This window comes from Lederbergia lenta NBRC 16444 (assembly GCF_001591545.1).
Taxonomy (GTDB): Bacteria; Bacillota; Bacilli; order Bacillales; family Bacillaceae_C; genus Lederbergia; species Lederbergia lenta.
This window is the reverse complement of sequence record NZ_BCVC01000002.1, coordinates 243,707-261,714: the sequence shown is the minus strand read 5'-3', so window position 1 is coordinate 261,714 and position 18,008 is coordinate 243,707. Positions and strand designations below refer to the sequence as shown.

Sequence of the window (18,008 nt, the reverse complement as noted above, 5' to 3'; positions counted from 1 at the left end):
CAATAAAAGTACAATCCTATGGAATAGTTAAACTGGCGCATCATGGAGCGATACAATTAAATTTTCATTTGTTAAGAATGCTTTTTCCTACAAGATACTTTCAACCAATTGCCTACTTTTTTTCAGCCGCTCATAATAACTTCCGTTAATTTCGTGAAAGTTCACTCCATAGTTATTGAGCATTTTTTTCAAGCGCTGATTGTTTTCATCTCGGACATATTGCTCGCCATGGACACGTGTCCCATCATCTACCCACACTACATCCGGTTCGAGAAATAGATATAAATCATAGTCTTGCAGTTTCGCGATACTCGTTAAAATTTCTTGATTTTTATTTACATAAAGCTCTGAATAATACTGAGTCACTATTGCTTCGGTATCTATAAAAAGCACTTTATTTGCTCTCTCCGCTTGCATTTTTTCGTGATATTTTTGTTCAAAAGCGATTTCATGATAGTCACTTTCTTGAGTAACTGATACACAATCCTTAAACTTTTCATAATAGGTACGCCCGTATTCTTCTACGTACCTCGTATTGAAAATCCGAGCCAAGTTCTTCACAAGTGTTGATTTACCGCAGCTTTCCGTCCCTACTACGACCACTTTTTTCACGAAATACGGGCGTACCTCTTCTGGTATCATCTCCCAGTGTTGATAAACACCCTCTTCACGAATTCTTGTTGCTGAAATATCTACCATGATGCGCTCATTATCAATGATTTCATGTACTGCCTGTGGGTATAATTTCTCAAAAGTAGGAGAATAGTTTTTTTCTGAACTGAAAACAACATCGATTTCCTTTCCAACTGCTTGCTTAATTTGTCGTGCACCTTCTTCCCAATCAGAAAAAGAACCAGTTTGCTTTTCCTTCACCGCATGGACGTATACATGATCCATTTGCTTTGTCATTTGACTCCACCAGCGAAGTCGTTGCTTATATGGGATTGGTTCTAGTGAACTATTTTCAAAATACCTTTTTTCATATTCTTCATCATAGGAAACAATAATATGCAACTCATCCACCATCGTTGAAGCAATCGTCATTGCATTCACATGTCCTTGGTGCACAGGTAAAAATTTACCCCCATACATTCCGACTTTTTTCATTTCGTTAGCACCTCCTGTTTCTTATATAGTTTTCGCCAATTTAAGTAACCATATATGCTGTTGATTAAAAATGCTGTCCACATAAGGGCTATCGCCCAATCATTTCCATCTTGACGAATTAACTCAATAATCCACATTGCAATCGAAAGAATATTAACTAAAATCCACACAAGCCATTGTTCCACATACCTTTTAATCATTAAAATTTGTGCAATTACAGATAATATAGTGGTAGCAGAATCAAGCCCAATACTTCTTCCCCCAAGATATACAAGAAAGATCGCATAAAGGGCCCATAGTAAGATTGTTAATACAATCAGTCTAAATTTCTTTTGTACTCGAGCTACGACAACGTCTTCTCCTTGCACATTTCCAGTTGCGCGATGCTTACCCCACAAGTAAATGCCGATGAATTGAGCAGGAAAATAAAATAGTAGATTCAACATCGCATCACCGTAAAGTCCGTACGTATAAGCTAAATAACCGTAAGTCAAAGTATTGATGATACCGAAGTAATAATTAGTAATTTTTCCTTTAGCAACAAGCACGACACAGAGCATTCCTGTCAATGATGATACAAGCCCAATTAAACTGTCCTCGAAAGCAAAAAACAAATAGATTGTAATGGCAGTAAATATAGTAAGCCAAATTTTCTCAAACCAAGTCCATATGCCAAAATAATGAATAAATGTAGATTCAGTCGTTTTTTGAACTGCTTCTGCTTCCATCAATCATCGCTCCAATCATTTTTAAATGTAAATAATTGTGATGGTCTATGCCCTGCCTCCGTCGTAAATTCATTTGTTTCTAACACCATATGAGAGATCTTTCTCCTAAAGTTGGCTTTAATCAACTTTTTATCTAAGATCGTTTCATACACCTTTTGCAATTCCGTTAGTGTAAATGTATCAGGCATCAATGTAAAAATAACATCCGTATAACTAACTTTATTGCGAAGGCGTTCTAACGCATATACAATGATTTTTGCATGGTCAAAAGCGATGCCTTTGCTTAAGGATATGTCTGTTTTCGTAGTCTCCACTTTTCCAATTTTAGTACGATGTACAATCACATCAGCTGTCAATGTTGTTTCATCGTTTCGTAATGTTAGAAGAAAAGTCTCTCTTTGAACAAAACCTTCTTCTGTCATTTTCTTTTCTTCCTCTTGGATTTTTAGTGTCGCGGTAAACCACTCAGCCTCCGCTGCATCATCACCAGATTTGACCGTGAGTTTCGTATGGTCGACGAGTGCTAAATAGGAAACACTAATAATTCTTGTTCTTGGATCCCTCTCGACTGCCCCCCATGTATATAGTTGCTCTAAATATACTTCCTCCACATTTGTTTCTTCTTTCAACTCCCTGTATGCAGCTTCTTCGAGGCTTTCATCTACCTGAACAAATCCTCCGGGCAATGCCCACTGATTTTTAAATGGATGCTTCCCACGTTTTACAAGTAATAGCTTTAATTCCATATCCGGAAGCTTGCGATAATTCTTTTGTTCGCCTCTTGCTACTGTAAAAAGTAACATATCTACCGTAACCGACGGCCTTTTATACTGTTCTGGATTATATGTTTTTAAAAATTGTTGTTCTGAAGCGGAAGTTTCATTATTCATCATTAACACTCCTCTTATTATCAATTTGATAATATCATTATACTCCACACTCTGTTATTGTCAATATGATACTATCTAAAAAATAAAAATAACCTGTTCCCGAAAAAGGAAACAGGTTATTTCGATTATAGTATTAATGTTGGTATTGATTTAACCAATTCTCTATCTCTTTAAGTGGCATTGGTTTTGAAAAATAATATCCTTGAAGTTGTGGACAGCCTAGCTTCTTTAATATTTCCCATTGCTCTACTGTTTCCACTCCTTCACTAATAATATTTAACTTCATCATTTTACCAAGATCAATAATTGTCTTAGTGATTCCCATACTCTTTTCATTTTCTGCAATATCTCGAATAAATTGACGATCGATCTTTATTCCTTGAACTGGGAAATGTTGCAAATACTGAAAAGCTGAAAATCCTGTCCCAAAATCATCAATACTAACAGTTATACCAAGTTCATGGAGTTTACTCATTCGATATTGTACTTGGGTCAAACCTTCCATTGCAACATTCTCAGTAATTTCAATATTAAGATTCTTAGGATTCACCTGATACGTTTCTAAACTTTGTTTTAAAAAGTCATACAATCTTACATCTAAAAAATGACGTGGTGAAATATTCACTGATAGGGTAAACTCCACCTGCTTGTTTACATTCCATTTTTCCAGTTGTTGAAATGCTTGTGTAATAACCCATTCACCAATCGGAATTATAAGTCCTGTGGATTCAGCTAAGTTAATAAATTCAACTGGAGACACCAGACCTCGCTCTGGATGGTTCCATCGAATCAAAGACTCAAACCCAATTACTTTTCCGGATTGACAGTCTATTTGTGGCTGATAGTATAGTTCAAACTCATCTAAATCCAAAGCACGACGCAAGTTCATTTCTACATTTAAATCATCCGCCATTACTGTAAGCATATCATCAGTAAATATTGCTTTGACGTTACGAATATTTCTTTTTCTCCCCATATTTAAGGCGATTTGAGCCGTTTGCAAACAACTTTTTGCATCTTTACCATGGTCTGGGTAAATGCTTACACCATAGCTATGCGTCATATACACTTCTTGCCTCATAACGTACATTGGCTGTAACAATTGATTCGTCATTTGCTCGATAGAATCCGCTGTCAAATGATCATTGGTTGTTGATAAGAAAATCGCAAAGTGATCAAATCCGATATGTCCTAAAATCCCATTATGATAAAATAATTCTTGCATCCTATTTGCCGTATGAATAATCACTTCATCGCCACCGCTATGGCCTAATACATCTTGAATATTAGTAAATTGATCGAGCTTTAAGTACACCATGAAGCCTTTTTCATTTGGGTCCATTTTTAGCATCTCTTCATTTACTAATTCAAGAAAAGCATGATGATTAGATAACCCCGTTAATTGATTTACATAGGCAAGTTTTCGTATTTCCTCTTCTAATTCTATTCGCTGTAAACGTTCAAATAGAAAACTTATCATATCTACGAACGTTCCAACAATTGCTTGATTTAACTCCGACCATTTTCTTTTGGAGAATGACTCACAACATAAAACTCCCTTAATACCAGTGCTTAATACGATCGGGGTGTCTAATAAGGAATGTATCTTATCCCTTTGGTAAAAGTCCATTTGTTTGAGGCCGGATACTCTTTGGTCTGCCATCACATCTTCTACAACAAAAAATCTTTTATTCAGTATTTGCTCGAAATACATTGGTAAATCTTTAAGTTCTAATGTCCATTCAGAAAAATACTCTTCATTGGTATGTCGATTATATGAATATTGACAGTTCAAAACTGTGTTTTTTTCATTAAACAACCATATACTTACTCGGTCACTATCCATGACAGATGAAATCGTTTCACATATATCTTCGATCAACGACTGAATGGCTCCTTGGGAAATCATTTTTGATTTTGCCAATTCAAATAGTTGATGTTGTTGTAATCGCAGCATTTTCTCATGTTCCATAGATAGATATAATTCTCCCCTATTATGCGGGAACATATAGATAAGTATCGAATCTTGTTGAAATGGCACAGCTGTTACTTCATAACATCGGTCTCCAAGATCCATGTGAAAAGATTTATCCGTTGCTTCATTAACCCATTTGAATTGCTGCTCTATCTGCTTACTATTTTCCTTTAGGACATTGGAACGATCACTAATTGCAGTATATATACGGCTTTGCATGTGATATAGCAATACACAGGGAGCTTGTTGCTCATCCATGCCTTCGCCTCCCTCTTCGAAATTATCGATTGATAGCATATTTTAATACCTACTATTATATCGACCTCGTTGAAGGTATTTCCAGTAACTTATAGAAAATTAAGTCGATATACATAACGAAAAATTTGTCGAAGCTAAAATTAGGGTTAACGATAAAGATCTCTAGCTAAATCGGAGACTAGTAAGGCTGAATATAGTACATTATTCTCTCTTATTTTTTTGCTGATCCTAATTTAACTGGATGTGGAAATCTCTTTTTTTCATTCTTATCAATTTGTGTAATTTTTCCATCGTGAATAGTAATTATGACAGAACCAAAATTAATACTATTTAATTCAGATTTAATATATTCAATAATTTTCTCATCGTAAGAAGCCATCATTATCCCTCCTTTTTTGATTATGGAAAATGCCTACAAAAATTCTTTCTTCCTATTTTATGCTTTTTTATCCATAAAAAAACCTCCAACTCAAGATTGTATGAGTGGAGGTTCAACAGGCCGTAAGCCAGTTAAAGCACACTCATCTATAGAATACAAAAGTATTCTTCTGAAATTAGCACCATACAATTTGTCATTGCTGGTTGCTGAGGCTTCACAGGGTCAGTCCCTCCGCCTCTCTTGATAAGCTTTGCTATTTAGTTATCGTTCAGTTATTTGGAATATTTTTTCAATAATACTATGTACTGTATTGTAAATTATATTTGGCTTGACGTCAATCTCATTTTCAAAAAATTAAAAAATCCTTAAACCAGATCTTAAAATAGCTTACTAGAAGGTCCCTACCCTATTATTTAATAGCACCTTCTGAAATCCCAGACAATATATGCTTTTGAAAAAATGCGTAGAATACAATAACAGGAAGCGCAGTTAATACTAGACCCGCTAATATTTTTGGCCAATCACTATTGTATTGGCCAATTAACATATTGATAGAAAGCATCAATGTGTAATTATTGACATCTGTTAGCATAATTAATGGCAATAAGAAGTCATTCCATAGCCATAAAACATTTAATATCAATATAGTTGCCGTTATTGGTTTTAATAAAGGAAAGATAATTTTTATGAAAATCTGTATATCACTGCAACCATCAATTTTTGCTGCCTCTTCAAGCTCTAATGGAATGGATTTCACAAAACCATGATAAAGAAAGACAGCCATATTGACCCCCAGCCCAATATAAATTAAACCTAGACCCGGCAAGGAACCTTGTATTCCAATCCCTTTTGCCATTTGACTCAGCGTAATCATAATAGAGTGGAATGGTACAAGCATTGAAGCAATAAAAAGCATGAAGAGAATATTACTTAATATACCTCGTGTTCTAGCAAGTTTATATCCAGCTAGAGAACCACAAATCACAATCCCACCAAGGCCGATAACGGTTACAATCAAGGTGTTAAATGCACTTCCTAATAAATTCAGCTCTTGGAACACACCAATATAATTTTCAAAATGTAAAGAGCTAGGTAATGTTAAAACAGAGTTAAAAATCTCACCCTGTGTTTTAAATGAATTAATAATTGCCATATAGATTGGAAAGAATGAAATGGCAGCAAAGAGCGTTAAAATAACATTTGCAGATATTGATGCTAAGCGTTTCTCTCTCATGCTTCCACCTCCTTACCTTTTGTTACTCTAACTTGAATAAGGGTAATCATCAGAACAACCATAAATAAAATCATGGCCTTCGCGTTGGCATATCCGAAGCGAAAGTTATTTGAAAACGCTTCTTCATATATATTTAAAGCGATGACTTGAGTAGATGTTCCGGGTCCACCCTGTGTCAAGGCGTAAACAACATCAAACACTTTAAACGCTCCATTTAATGTTAAAAAGGAACAGATTGTAATCGCATGCATAATCATTGGAAGGATCACTTGTCTTAACCGTTGAAAAGCATTTGCTCCATCAATCATTGCCGCTTCTTTTAATTGTTTTGGAACTCCTTGTAAAGCCGCCATATAAATGACCATCATATATCCAATCCCTTGCCATAGGGAAACTATCAAAATCGAATAAAAAGAAACTTTTGCATCACCAATCCATGGTTGATCAAGCACTGTCAATAATGCCTTTTGAGAAAGTTCTGGCAGAACATTTGTGAAAATAAAGGAAAACATTAATGCGCTTATAATTAAGCTAAGCATATTTGGCATAAAGAAAATGGTTCTAAAAAACCCTTTGGATCTTGTTCTTGATTCAATCAATAAAGCAAGCATAAGTGCGACTACGTTTTGAATAATAAACACAAAAACTGTGTATCTTAACGTAAATAAAAATGAATGTCTAAATGCCTGATCTTCTTTAAATGCTTCTATATAATTGCTGAATCCGACGAATGCATAATTCGGATTCAAACCATTCCAATCCGTAAAACTATACACACCTGCACCAATAGTTGGGATAAATAAAAACAAAAGATAAAATAGAAATGCGGGTGATACGAATAATAGTAAACTTAGATACTTCTTTTTAAAGCTACTTTTTTTAGGAATTACTAAATCAATAGAGGTCCTGTTGCGTGTTTCTATTACTGGCTCTTTCACAGACATAGGATTCATTCCTTTCCAGTCTTTATTCCAGAGAATAGAAAAACAGCATCACTGCTATCTTTCTATTCTCACTCTAACCCGTGCTCCTAATCGATTCTGATTAATTATTTATTTTTAAGTATTGCTCCCATGCGCGATCGAGTCCTTTGATTACTGCTTCTTGTGTCGCATCATCTGCGAAGTAGCTTTGAAATAGTTTTTCCGATTCAGATTTTACTGCAGATGGAATTGTAGGATCTTGATATATTCTTCCATCTTCAACGTATGAGTTTGAATCCTCGAGCCAAGGATATAGATCAAATGTATGCAAATCAGAGATCGGATTAAATGCTAAACTTTCATATAATGCACTTGAATCTTCCTCATCCATTACGTAATTGATGAAATCTTTTGCTACGTCTTTTACTTTACTTTCTTTTGAAACGGCTAGAGATGTTGACGTGCTTAAATTTATTAAAGTTGAATTTGGATCATCATTAATAGGAAGTGCTGCGACTCCAAAGTTGAAATCCTCCTTGGCAGCAACGATAGATTCAGCCATCCATGCACCTTGCACCCACATTGCCGCTTTTCCATTGGCAAAATCTGATGCACCTTGGTCTTGTCCAATTTCAAACGGTCTATCAGTTCCATGCTCATGAACAAGGTCCATTACTGGAAATAAATCTTTCAAATCTGCGAAACTTCCCTTACCTTCATTCATATCATCCATAAAATCAGGATTTGTAGTAGCGCTTGATGCACCTACCACCAATGGTAGGAATAATTGTGGTATATAAGAATCCTTATATGCCCGTATAAATGGTGTTACTTCGTTCTTTTCCAATACCTTAATTATTTCTTCCATTTCACTCATCGTCGTCGGAACTTCCAGATTATATTCTGCAAAAATGTCTTTATTGTATAAGAAACCCCATTGTAATGTTTCTAATGGTACAGCAAGCACACGATCATCAATTGTTACGGCTGGTGTGACTGTATCATATAATTTATCTATGAATGGCTCACCTGATAAATCTTCGAGATAGCCAGCTTTATCATATACTGGGATATCGTTTACCGCATGAAGACTAAATACGTCTGGACTATCTCCAGAAGCCAATCGAGTTTTTAATAATTGATCCGCCTGATTAACGTTCGGCATTTCAAGTTTAATATTTATATCTCTGCCTTTTTCTTCTTTTTGTTTTTCAACAAATTGGTCCAGATATGTTTCATATTGCTTCTTAAAGCGGGGCTGTGAGATAAACACTTTTAAGTCGACTTTCTCCAATTTTTCACCACTTGAATTAGTCGCTGAACCTCCTTTTGAACTGCAGGCTGCTAGCAAACTTCCGAATAAAATTAGAGTGAACATAGTAATAAATATTTTTTTCATATTAACTCCCCCTTATATGTCTATCATATTACTTTCCAATACTATAAAAAATTGAAAATGTTATCGCTTACACTTGCACTTTATTAATATTCACAAAATAAAATTCCCTCCTGTAAGCTTTCAAGGAGGGAGTTAAATATTCAGGTCTTTCTCATTTCTCCTGGCGATTTATGATAATATTTCTTAAATACTCGGTAAAAGTAAGGAGGATCATCATATCCAACTTTTTCAGCAATCGTTTTATACTGCATAGTAGTATTCATTACAAGTTGTTTTGCTTTTTCCATTCTTAAAGAAATGATATATTCCGTAATATTGTACCCATACTTCTTTTTAAATACAGTAGTTAGATACTCTTTACTAATAAAAAAGGTTTTTGCTACTACATCTAAAGATATCTCCGGAACGTCGTAATGCTGATCAACATACTGTTTAATCTCTTCCAAATTAAGCTTTTTTTTCAAGCTTTTATTTCTTTCAATAGTAGTGATAATTGCTTGCACTATTTCAACTTGATTTCCAATGACTTGCTCAAATGTAGCAGATCGATTTAAATGTAACTTTGATAAAGTTATTTTCAAATCTTCTAGACGAAGTTGATGATCATGCATCATCTCTTCCATTGTAATTAAAAATTTTTGTTGTAAATGTAAAGTGAATGATTCATCCATTTTTAAGGATATGTCTATTGTATTTGAAAATTGTTGCACATGGTTCAAATACAAGGCAGTATTTAATTCTTTCACATCATAGTAAATGCTCTTGAGAAAAGGCTGAATGACGTTTGATATTTCTGGCCGATCAATCGATAACATTTGGTAATTTATATGTTGATGTTCTAGCTTTGTTTTCACCTCAATAGATTTTTCTATTGCCTGAAATAGTTCCATTTCATCGACAGGCTTTAGTAAATATTCGATCACTCTGGACTTAATTGCTTGCTTCGTATACACAAAATCATGGTATCCACTTAAAACGATAACTGGAAGATGTGGGTGGTTATTTCCCACTATTTCCAGTAGTTCTTTTCCATCTATACCAGGCATTTTCATATCTGTTATAACAATGTCCGGTTGTACAATATGAATCAATTCCAACGCTTCTATTCCATTTTTAGCTTCTATCATTTCAATATGCTTAATAGGTGATGATGCTTGCTTAACCAAAATTTTTATTGTATCCCGGACCCATTTTTCATCATCAACAATTAATAGCTTTGTCATTCGCCTACTCCTTTCTTTTGATTAGGAAGTCTCATGATGACTTTAGTATATTTATTCTTTTCACTATACAGGTCAATTCCATATTCATCTCCAAAATAAAGCTTGATTCTATTGTTCACATTATTAATTCCAATTCTTTCTCCTTGCACAAATTGTCCAGAAGCCAAACTTTCTCGAATGCGAATTAAATCAATCTTAGATATTCCACTACCATTGTCTTCAACAATAATTTCAATTTCATCAAATACTTTTTGAATATCTATTTTTATTATGCAGTCATCAACTTTAGAGTCAAAACCATGGATAAAGCAATTTTCAATAAGCGGCTGAATCGTTAACAACGGAATCAATTCATCATTTACTTCGTCATCTACAAATAGATGAATAGACATTTTATCTTGAAAACGTAATTGTTGAATATGTATATAATTTTTCAAGTGATCTACTTCCTCATATAAATAAACGAGTCCATCCTGTTTTTTGGTAATATATCGAAACACATCACTAAGCGTTTGTGTCACATCATTAATTTCTTTTACACCCTTTTTAATTGCCATCCCCCCAATAACTTGAAGGGTATTATATAGAAAGTGAGGATTAATCTGTGCCTGTAACGCTAAAAATTGTGCATCCTTCTTTTCTATTTCACGCTTATAATCCTTTTCAATTAAGTTACGAATTCTGCCGATCATTTCTTTATATTTCCTTCTTAAATGACTAATTTCATCCGATCCAGTTGTTTTTATTTGAACATTAAAATTGTTTTCACCTATTTTTTCCATTGCTTTTGATAACTCAATTACAGGCTTAGTTACTTTATTTGACACATAGATTGACAATGTTACTGTTAAAATAATTGAAATAATGAGAATAATAATTCCGGACTTTTGAATATAAGAAGCCCCAATATTCATTACTTCTACTGGCACCATTTTTAATAAAATAATATTTTGATTCAACTTATTTTGAAATAAATACAGATTCTCTTCCTGGGTAACCTCTGTCTCCCTACTCCTATTTGTCACCATTTGTTTTCTTACTGACTTATCAATATGAGCATTATCTGGATTATAAAGAATATCCCCTGAAGAACTAAGTAATATAACATGCTCGCCTTCATTACTTTGCAGATTTTTTATAATAGGATCAAACAAGGAAAAATTAATATTCATTTTTATCTTCCCAATTAGTTTCTGATCTTCAAATCTATAAATATTTCGTTCAAAGAAAAAACTATTAGATTCTTCATCAATGCCAAAAATGACATCTTTACTTTTAGCATACTGCGGTAAGTTTGAGTACGATTCAATAAAGAATTCATTATCTGTTATACGATAATTATTACCAGTATCGTAAGAAACGAGTGATATTGCTCTAATGCTTTCCCTGCTATTATACATATTAAAGAGTTTATCCTTAATATAATTTTGCGTGTTGAACATATTGGTCGTGTTAATATCATCAACTTTCATTAAACTAGGAACTAGTAAGTCATCTACTAATGCTGAAAAAAGTAGCTGATCATATTCTTTTAGCTGATATTCAATATAATGACTGGAAAGATCGACCCGGGCTATGTTTGAACTGATCTCTGAAGATCCGACAGTGCCTCTCGCGATATTAGTGGATAGGATTAAAAAAATGACAAGTGGAACAGTCATCACGATGAGTAGGGTAATAACTAATTTTCGTCGTATACTTTCCATTATATAAATATTTAAATAATGTTTTATCAATATAAGCAGGTGCTTAAACCTATTCCTATATGTAATCATATAACTCACCCTTTCTTCATTCTGTTTAAAACGATCATATTACTATTTTACACAACTTTATATTTGATCGATTTACTATTTTAATTACTAGATTTTCATTGGAAAAAGCCACCATCTCTAGATTGGTGACTTTTCTAGTAATTATGCTCGTATTTGATTTGCTTCGTCATATGTTTCATTGATGTATGTAGTAATTTGTTCCTGCTCATCTACTAACTGAATAAGTGTAGCATTCAATTGTTCAACAGCAGCGGTGCTTTGTTCGATAATCGCAGCAAATTCATTCGTACGTCCTTGGATTACTCCACTATTTTCTGAAATGGTACTCATCTGCTTTGAAAATTGCTGTAATTCAAGCTGTAGCGTACTCATCGTTCTAAATAGGTCGATAAATGAAGCGTTCGAATCATCCGCCAGATTTACTTGCTCATTCATTTGATGAACCCCTTCTTGCACTTTGTCAACCGCAAGTTCATTATACGTATTAACCTCGTTTAGATTTTCATCTATTTTTCTTAACGTTTCATCTGTTAAACCCGAGAGCTTGCGGATCTCTTCCGCTACAACGGCAAAGCCCTTTCCATGTTCCCCAGCACGAGCCGCTTCAATAGAAGCATTTAAAGCAAGCAAATTTGTCTGTTCCGTTATTTGGCGTATAGAACTAGCAAAATTATTCGTTTCAAGTATTTTTTCTGTAAGCTTTTTGAATGTATCGCTAAGGCCATTGAAAAACGCTGTAAACGATTCTATGCTATTTTTCATTTTAGCAATCTGCAAAGCCCCACCATCTGCTCTATTGCCAGCTTCATTCGCTTGAGCAACAATTTTGTCCAATTGTGAGCGCATTTCTTCTACCGATTTACTTGTCTCTTCTGTACTTTCAGCGATATCAGCAATCTGATCGGCCTGCCTTTGACTGCCTATACTTACTTCACTTACCGCTGTAAGCATTTCTCTTTGGGCATCAACTGATGTATTCGCATTGGTTCGAACCTTTTCTATATTAGTTATGATCGTACCTACCGCATGCTCTAGCTTATCGGCCAATTCTTGCTCTTCAACAGCTTTCGCTTGAGAAGCTTGTAAAAGTAACCCCACTTGCTTAAACATTCGATTACTTTGACGGACGAGCAAGAAGAGCGCCGCCGCTGCTAGAAAATGAACGATTAAAAGATTAACTGCATTTGGACCCATACTCTCTATATTACTAAAATACTTAAAATTCATTCCCATCGAAATCGAACTTAAAATATAACCGTAGATCATCACTCCATAGGAACCAGGAATACTTGCTATAATTAAAAGAAAAAAAGATAAAGCGATCGTACCAAGACTTGCGGACGATAATATTAATGAACCGAATATGGTAATAGAACCTAAAGAAATAATAATATAAGATAAATACCGATCTAAGAAATCATTGCGACGGCTAAAATAATAGAAAATAAATAATAAAACGAATGGTATTCCTAGTGACAGCTGAACCGCTAGATTAGCTTTTAAAATAAGTTGAGCAATGAACCCTATACCACTAGCAACACCATATGCAAGTGTCATGATATTATTTTTACTTCTGCGATCACCTTTCGTTACTTGTTCAATATCCATCCTTTTCCCCCTTTCCATATATCTTTTATATCGACATCCAAAGATAAAAGATTAACAAGAGTATGTTACTTCAGTCTGTCATAACATGATCTACTGGCACCGTATATTTACTTTCACGAAATTGACCAGGGGACATACCAATTCGCTTATGAAAAACTTTAATGAAGTAATTTCCGTTTGAATAACCTACTAATTTAGCAATGTCATCTATTGAATAATTCGTCATTCTAAGCAACTCAATCGCTTTATCAATACGGATTTTCGTTAAATATTGAATCGGTGTTAAATTTGTTGTTTTATGAAAAAGTCTAGTGAAGTGATATTTTGACAGTCCAGATTCGGCAACTAAATCATTTAAACCGATTTGGCTCGGATAATATTTTTTCGCATATAAGATTGCTTTCTCCACTTGTTTCGGCCATTTTTCTGTTGATACCCCTATATTTAAAGCATAGCGGTATAATTCCATTACAAATGAATAAGCCATAGCAGATGACTCATACGCATCCGTTATATTTCTACTTACTGCTTCCTGATAAATACTCATTAATAACTTGATTGGCGATGATTCAGGACTAAACTGGATAACAGTGCCCAGCTTTTCGTTAACAAAATCAAATGACCTTTTTGCTTCTTCTCCATAAATTGTAATATACATGAACTCCCAATGTTCACTGTCATCAGGTAAAAAGTAACGATGCTCACTCGGAATTTGCACAAGAAATGCTTTTCCCGCTGCCAATGTATATTCTTTTCCTGCAACTTCTATTTTACCTGCACCTGAAAACGTATATTGAAAAACATATTTACCAAATTCATTACGTTTCATCCCATCATAATCATAGTCGTGTGTCGATTCCCTTTCCCACCCTACCGAATAAAGACCAGCTACTGCATTTTGATGTTCTCCTGAAAAATGAAAACCAAAAGATTTGAAACCCCCATTTTCTAACAGCAATATTTTACCCTCCATTCATTCATTTTTACCATTGAAAGAGCTTACACTAAGATATATTATAAAAGTGAATCAAGCAACTTTTTACTATGGAGGTTATCATTCATGTCTAAAATAACATTTCTCGGTGCAGGAAGTACAGTATTCGCAAAAAATGTGCTCGGTGATTGCATGACAGTCCCTAGCTTGCAAGACTTTGAGTTTGCCCTATTCGATATCGATCATGAAAGATTAACAGATTCAGAAAATATGTTGAACAATATGAAAAATAGTATGGGATCAACAGTAACTATAAAAGCATATTCAGATCGGAAAGAAGCACTAAGAGGTGCTAAGTATGTAATCAATGCGATCCAAGTTGGTGGATATGATCCATGTACGATCACGGACTTTGAAATTCCAAAAAAATACGGGCTTCGTCAAACAATCGCAGACACGATCGGAATTGGTGGGATTTTCAGGAACCTGAGAACGATTCCAGTCATGCTAGACTTTGCAAAAGATATGCGCGAAGTATGCCCTGATGCATGGTTCTTAAATTATACAAATCCAATGGCCGTATTGACTGGAACAATGCTTCGCTACGGTGGCATTAAAACAGTAGGTCTTTGTCATAGTGTGCAAGTGTGTGCACCGGATTTACTTAAATCTCTCGATATGCCTACGGATAATATCCAATGGAAGATCGCAGGAATTAATCATATGGCATGGTTGCTTGAAATCACACGTGATGGAAAAGACTTATACCCAGAAATTAAAAAACGTGCTGCTGAAAAACAAAAAACAAAACATAATGATATGGTGAGATTTGAATTAATGAATCGATTCGGTTATTACATAACAGAATCGTCCGAGCATAACGCAGAATACCACCCATATTTCATTAAAAAGAATTATCCTGAATTAATTGAGAAATTCAATATTCCACTCGATGAATATCCACGTAGATGTGTAAACCAAATTGCCGGATGGAAACAAATGCGTGAAGACATGGTTAATAACAAAGACTTAACTCACGAACGTTCTCATGAGTATGGCTCATATATCATCGAAGCAATGGAAACGGATATTCCTTATAAAATTGGCGGAAACGTCTTAAATACAGGAAGATTAATTAGCAATCTCCCAGAAAATGCGGTTGTAGAAGTTCCTTGTCTTGTTGATAGTAGCGGTGTGACACCGACATATGTCGGAGATCTGCCTGAACAACTCGCAGCTCTTAATAGAACAAATATTAACACACAACTATTAACAATCGAAGCAGCTATGACTGGCAAAAAAGAACATATTTATCAAGCTGCTATGCTCGACCCACACACTGCAGCTGAACTTTCAATAGACGATATCGTCTCACTATGCGATGACCTAATCGAAGCACACGGAGACTGGCTACCAAAATTTTCTTAAGAAAAGCGGAAGCGTCCGTTTAGCGACTGGATATGATGAATAAGCAAATTCTCTGGCCCTCGCGTTAGGGAATTTGCTCTTTTTTTAAATTAATTTTCTTTTTCAAATAAAAAGATTAGCTTACTAGCTAATCTATCTGTCATAATATAAATATACTACTTTAATATTAGGAGGCTCTTACCATGTCTGAACAAAAAGTAAGATGGGGCATTATGAGTACAGCAAGTATTGGTAAACGCTCTGTTATACCAGGTATTCAAGAATCAAAGCGCAATACAGTGGAAGCGGTTGCGAGCAGGTCTTTAGACAATGCCGAAAAATTCGCTAAAGAACTAGGTATACCAAAAGCGTATGGCAGCTATGAAGAGCTATTACAAGACCCAGAAATTGATGCCGTTTACATTCCACTTCCTAACCATTTACATAAAGAGTGGACACTAAAGGCTGCTGCAGCTGGTAAACATATACTTTGCGAGAAACCAGTAGCATTAGATGAGGTGGAAGCACAAGAGATGATTGATGCTTGTGAAAAAGCTGGAGTCATTTTAGTAGAAGCTTATATGTATCGTCACCAAAAACGATATGAAGATATTAAAAAACTAATTAAAGATGGAGAAATTGGTGATATACGGGGTATTCACGGCGTATTTTCATTTAATGGTGCCACTAATCTAGAAAATATCCGCTATAAAAAAGAATGGGGTGGCGGCTCCATATATGATGTAGGTTGCTATCCTATTAGTGCTGCAAGGTTAATTCTAGATGAAGAGCCTACTGCAGTAACAACACATGCATTATTCTCTCCTGATCATGGAGACGTTGATATGATGGCTGCAGGAATTATGGAATTTTCCAATGGAGTTTCACTAACGTTTGACTGTGCCATGTGGGCAGCTTTCCGTAATGAATTAGAAATTCTCGGTACTGAAGGTCGAATTGTTATGAAGGCAGCATTCCTTGGTGATCAATCATATGACATCATTAAAGGGGACGAAGTGACGACCGTTCAAGAGGAGAATATCAATCCATATGCGCTTCAAGCTGATTCATTTGCAGAAAGTGTATTAGATGGAAAAGAAACAAAATTCCCTGCAGATGACATGATTCGCAATATGAGAGCTGTTAAAGGGGCACTCCTCTCAGCTGAAAAACAGCAAAGAATTATTTTAAATGAAAAGGAGATAAAAACATATGCGTAATATCCAAATTAAAAATATAAAAAAACCTGTATCTGAACTAATTATGGGGACAGATTACTTTACTCCAGATATTATGGACAAAGTGACGGAAGTATTAAATGATTATATAGAAATTGGTGGAAACACGATTGACACTGCTTTTATTTATGCTGGCGGAAAAAGTGAAGAAGCAATTGGTATTTGGATGGAAGAAAATAAACGCCGTGACGATGTACTAATTCTAACAAAAGGCGGACATCCAAATCAAAATGGACCTCAAGTAAATAGACAAGCCATTAATCAAGAGCTTGAAACGAGTTTGGAGAGACTTCGTACAGACTATATTGATTTATATGCATTGCATCGTGATGATCCTAGCGTTCCTGTTGGAGAAATCCTGGAAATATTAAATGAACATGTGGAAGCAGGTCGAATTGGCGCATTCGGCGGTTCTAACTGGTCCAAAGAAAGACTACAAGAAGCAAATGATTACGCTGTAAAACACGGTTTAGTTGGTTTCACATACAGCAGTCCAAACTTGAGTTTAGCAAAAGCAATTGAGCCTTATTGGGCTGATTGTATTTCAGTAGATGACGAAACACTTGCTTGGCATGAAGAAACAGGATTACCAATTTTCTCATGGTCTTCTCAAGCTCGTGGCTTCTTCACCGGCCGTTTCACTCCGGAAGATCGCTCAAATGAAGATCTTGTTCGCGTCTTTTATAATGATGAAAACTGGGAGCGCTACCGTAGAGCCGAACAATTAGCGAAAGAAAAAGGTGTAGAAACAATTCAAATCAGCCTAGCATACGTCTTAAATCAATCATTCCCAACGGCAGCAATTATTGGGCCGCAAAATAAAAAAGAAATGCTATCTTGTAAAGAGGCAACAAACATCAGCTTAACTCAAGATGAAGTTAAATGGTTGGATTTGCGCACTAAATAATTTGTTTATGATAAAAAAGAACT

General features: G+C 35.0%; 15 protein-coding genes and 1 riboswitch. Of the genes, 3 read left to right on the top strand and 12 right to left on the bottom strand.

Annotated elements, in window-relative coordinates:
- Nucleotides 1-87: 87 nt before the first annotated feature.
- The 12 genes from nadR to BLE01S_RS11125 all read right to left on the bottom strand — a co-directional run bounded on the left by nadR (nt 88) and on the right by BLE01S_RS11125 (nt 14,457).
- Nucleotides 88-1,107, bottom strand: coding sequence for a multifunctional transcriptional regulator/nicotinamide-nucleotide adenylyltransferase/ribosylnicotinamide kinase NadR (gene nadR, locus BLE01S_RS11175; protein ID WP_066141652.1), 1,020 nt, complete (start codon nt 1,105-1,107; stop codon nt 88-90).
- Complete coding sequence (pnuC, locus tag BLE01S_RS11170) at nt 1,104-1,835, bottom strand: nicotinamide riboside transporter PnuC (RefSeq protein ID WP_066141650.1); 732 nt, start codon at nt 1,833-1,835, stop codon at nt 1,104-1,106. Before pnuC ends, nadR begins: the two co-directional genes overlap by 4 nt.
- The gene (locus BLE01S_RS11165) at nt 1,835-2,725 is read right to left on the bottom strand and encodes an NUDIX hydrolase (protein ID WP_066142265.1); all 891 of its coding nucleotides are present in this window, start codon (nt 2,723-2,725) and stop codon (nt 1,835-1,837) included. Before BLE01S_RS11165 ends, pnuC begins: the two co-directional genes overlap by 1 nt.
- 133 nt (nt 2,726-2,858) lie before the next feature.
- Nucleotides 2,859-4,958, bottom strand: coding sequence for a sensor domain-containing phosphodiesterase (locus BLE01S_RS11160; RefSeq protein WP_066141648.1), 2,100 nt, complete (start codon nt 4,956-4,958; stop codon nt 2,859-2,861).
- A gap of 211 nt (nt 4,959-5,169) precedes the next feature.
- Nucleotides 5,170-5,340, bottom strand: coding sequence for a YezD family protein (locus BLE01S_RS20480; RefSeq protein ID WP_420812672.1), 171 nt, complete (start codon nt 5,338-5,340; stop codon nt 5,170-5,172).
- 136 nt (nt 5,341-5,476) lie between these two features.
- Nucleotides 5,477-5,587: riboswitch (SAM riboswitch) on the bottom strand.
- A 159-nt stretch (nt 5,588-5,746) separates the two neighbouring features.
- On the bottom strand, nt 5,747-6,571 hold the full coding sequence (locus BLE01S_RS11155; protein ID WP_066141645.1) for a carbohydrate ABC transporter permease: 825 nt from the start codon (nt 6,569-6,571) through the stop codon (nt 5,747-5,749).
- Nucleotides 6,568-7,515: a carbohydrate ABC transporter permease gene (locus BLE01S_RS11150; protein WP_082788704.1), complete on the bottom strand. Its 948-nt coding sequence runs from the start codon at nt 7,513-7,515 to the stop codon at nt 6,568-6,570. The genes BLE01S_RS11155 and BLE01S_RS11150 overlap by 4 nt, the downstream gene beginning before the upstream one ends.
- A 100-nt stretch (nt 7,516-7,615) precedes the next feature.
- Entirely contained in the window at nt 7,616-8,893 is a 1,278-nt protein-coding gene (locus tag BLE01S_RS11145) for an ABC transporter substrate-binding protein (RefSeq protein WP_066141643.1), read from the bottom strand.
- Nucleotides 8,894-9,033: 140 nt separating this feature from the next.
- Nucleotides 9,034-10,116 carry a response regulator gene (locus BLE01S_RS11140; RefSeq protein WP_066141639.1) on the bottom strand — a complete coding sequence of 361 codons (1,083 nt, stop codon included), beginning with the start codon at nt 10,114-10,116 and terminating at the stop codon, nt 9,034-9,036.
- Complete coding sequence (locus tag BLE01S_RS11135) at nt 10,113-11,891, bottom strand: sensor histidine kinase (RefSeq protein ID WP_066141635.1); 1,779 nt, start codon at nt 11,889-11,891, stop codon at nt 10,113-10,115. The genes BLE01S_RS11140 and BLE01S_RS11135 overlap by 4 nt, the downstream gene beginning before the upstream one ends.
- Nucleotides 11,892-12,032: 141 nt before the next feature.
- Nucleotides 12,033-13,499, bottom strand: a complete 1,467-nt coding sequence (locus tag BLE01S_RS11130; RefSeq protein WP_066141632.1) for a methyl-accepting chemotaxis protein — start codon at nt 13,497-13,499, stop codon at nt 12,033-12,035.
- A 70-nt stretch (nt 13,500-13,569) separates the two neighbouring features.
- On the bottom strand, nt 13,570-14,457 hold the full coding sequence (locus BLE01S_RS11125) for an AraC family transcriptional regulator (protein ID WP_066141629.1): 888 nt from the start codon (nt 14,455-14,457) through the stop codon (nt 13,570-13,572).
- Between the two features lie 102 nt (nt 14,458-14,559).
- Here BLE01S_RS11125 and BLE01S_RS11120 point away from each other — a divergent pair, with 102 nt between their 5' ends.
- The 3 genes from BLE01S_RS11120 to BLE01S_RS11110 all read left to right on the top strand — a co-directional run bounded on the left by BLE01S_RS11120 (nt 14,560) and on the right by BLE01S_RS11110 (nt 17,985).
- Nucleotides 14,560-15,861, top strand: a complete 1,302-nt coding sequence (locus BLE01S_RS11120; RefSeq protein ID WP_066141626.1) for an alpha-glucosidase/alpha-galactosidase — start codon at nt 14,560-14,562, stop codon at nt 15,859-15,861.
- 182 nt (nt 15,862-16,043) lie between these two features.
- A complete protein-coding gene (locus BLE01S_RS11115; RefSeq protein WP_066141624.1) occupies nt 16,044-17,060 on the top strand; it encodes a Gfo/Idh/MocA family protein in 1,017 nt (338 codons plus the stop codon).
- On the top strand, nt 17,053-17,985 hold the full coding sequence (locus BLE01S_RS11110) for an aldo/keto reductase (protein WP_066141621.1): 933 nt from the start codon (nt 17,053-17,055) through the stop codon (nt 17,983-17,985). The genes BLE01S_RS11115 and BLE01S_RS11110 overlap by 8 nt, the downstream gene beginning before the upstream one ends.
- Nucleotides 17,986-18,008 lie beyond the last annotated feature (23 nt).

Bases quoted from the DNA above. Each gene is read 5' to 3' on its own strand.
- nadR (WP_066141652.1), bottom strand. From the start codon at position 1,107: ATGAAAAAAGTCGGAATGTATGGGGGTAAATTTTTACCTGTGCACCAA.
- pnuC (WP_066141650.1), bottom strand. From the start codon at position 1,835: ATGGAAGCAGAAGCAGTTCAAAAAACGACTGAATCTACATTTATTCAT.
- BLE01S_RS11165 (WP_066142265.1), bottom strand. From the start codon at position 2,725: ATGAATAATGAAACTTCCGCTTCAGAACAACAATTTTTAAAAACATAT.
- BLE01S_RS11160 (WP_066141648.1), bottom strand. From the start codon at position 4,958: ATGGATGAGCAACAAGCTCCCTGTGTATTGCTATATCACATGCAAAGC.
- BLE01S_RS20480 (WP_420812672.1), bottom strand. From the start codon at position 5,340: ATGATGGCTTCTTACGATGAGAAAATTATTGAATATATTAAATCTGAA.
- BLE01S_RS11155 (WP_066141645.1), bottom strand. From the start codon at position 6,571: ATGAGAGAGAAACGCTTAGCATCAATATCTGCAAATGTTATTTTAACG.
- BLE01S_RS11150 (WP_082788704.1), bottom strand. From the start codon at position 7,515: ATGTCTGTGAAAGAGCCAGTAATAGAAACACGCAACAGGACCTCTATT.
- BLE01S_RS11145 (WP_066141643.1), bottom strand. From the start codon at position 8,893: ATGAAAAAAATATTTATTACTATGTTCACTCTAATTTTATTCGGAAGT.
- BLE01S_RS11140 (WP_066141639.1), bottom strand. From the start codon at position 10,116: ATGACAAAGCTATTAATTGTTGATGATGAAAAATGGGTCCGGGATACA.
- BLE01S_RS11135 (WP_066141635.1), bottom strand. From the start codon at position 11,891: ATGATTACATATAGGAATAGGTTTAAGCACCTGCTTATATTGATAAAA.
- BLE01S_RS11130 (WP_066141632.1), bottom strand. From the start codon at position 13,499: ATGGATATTGAACAAGTAACGAAAGGTGATCGCAGAAGTAAAAATAAT.
- BLE01S_RS11120 (WP_066141626.1), top strand. From the start codon at position 14,560: ATGTCTAAAATAACATTTCTCGGTGCAGGAAGTACAGTATTCGCAAAA.
- BLE01S_RS11115 (WP_066141624.1), top strand. From the start codon at position 16,044: ATGTCTGAACAAAAAGTAAGATGGGGCATTATGAGTACAGCAAGTATT.
- BLE01S_RS11110 (WP_066141621.1), top strand. From the start codon at position 17,053: ATGCGTAATATCCAAATTAAAAATATAAAAAAACCTGTATCTGAACTA.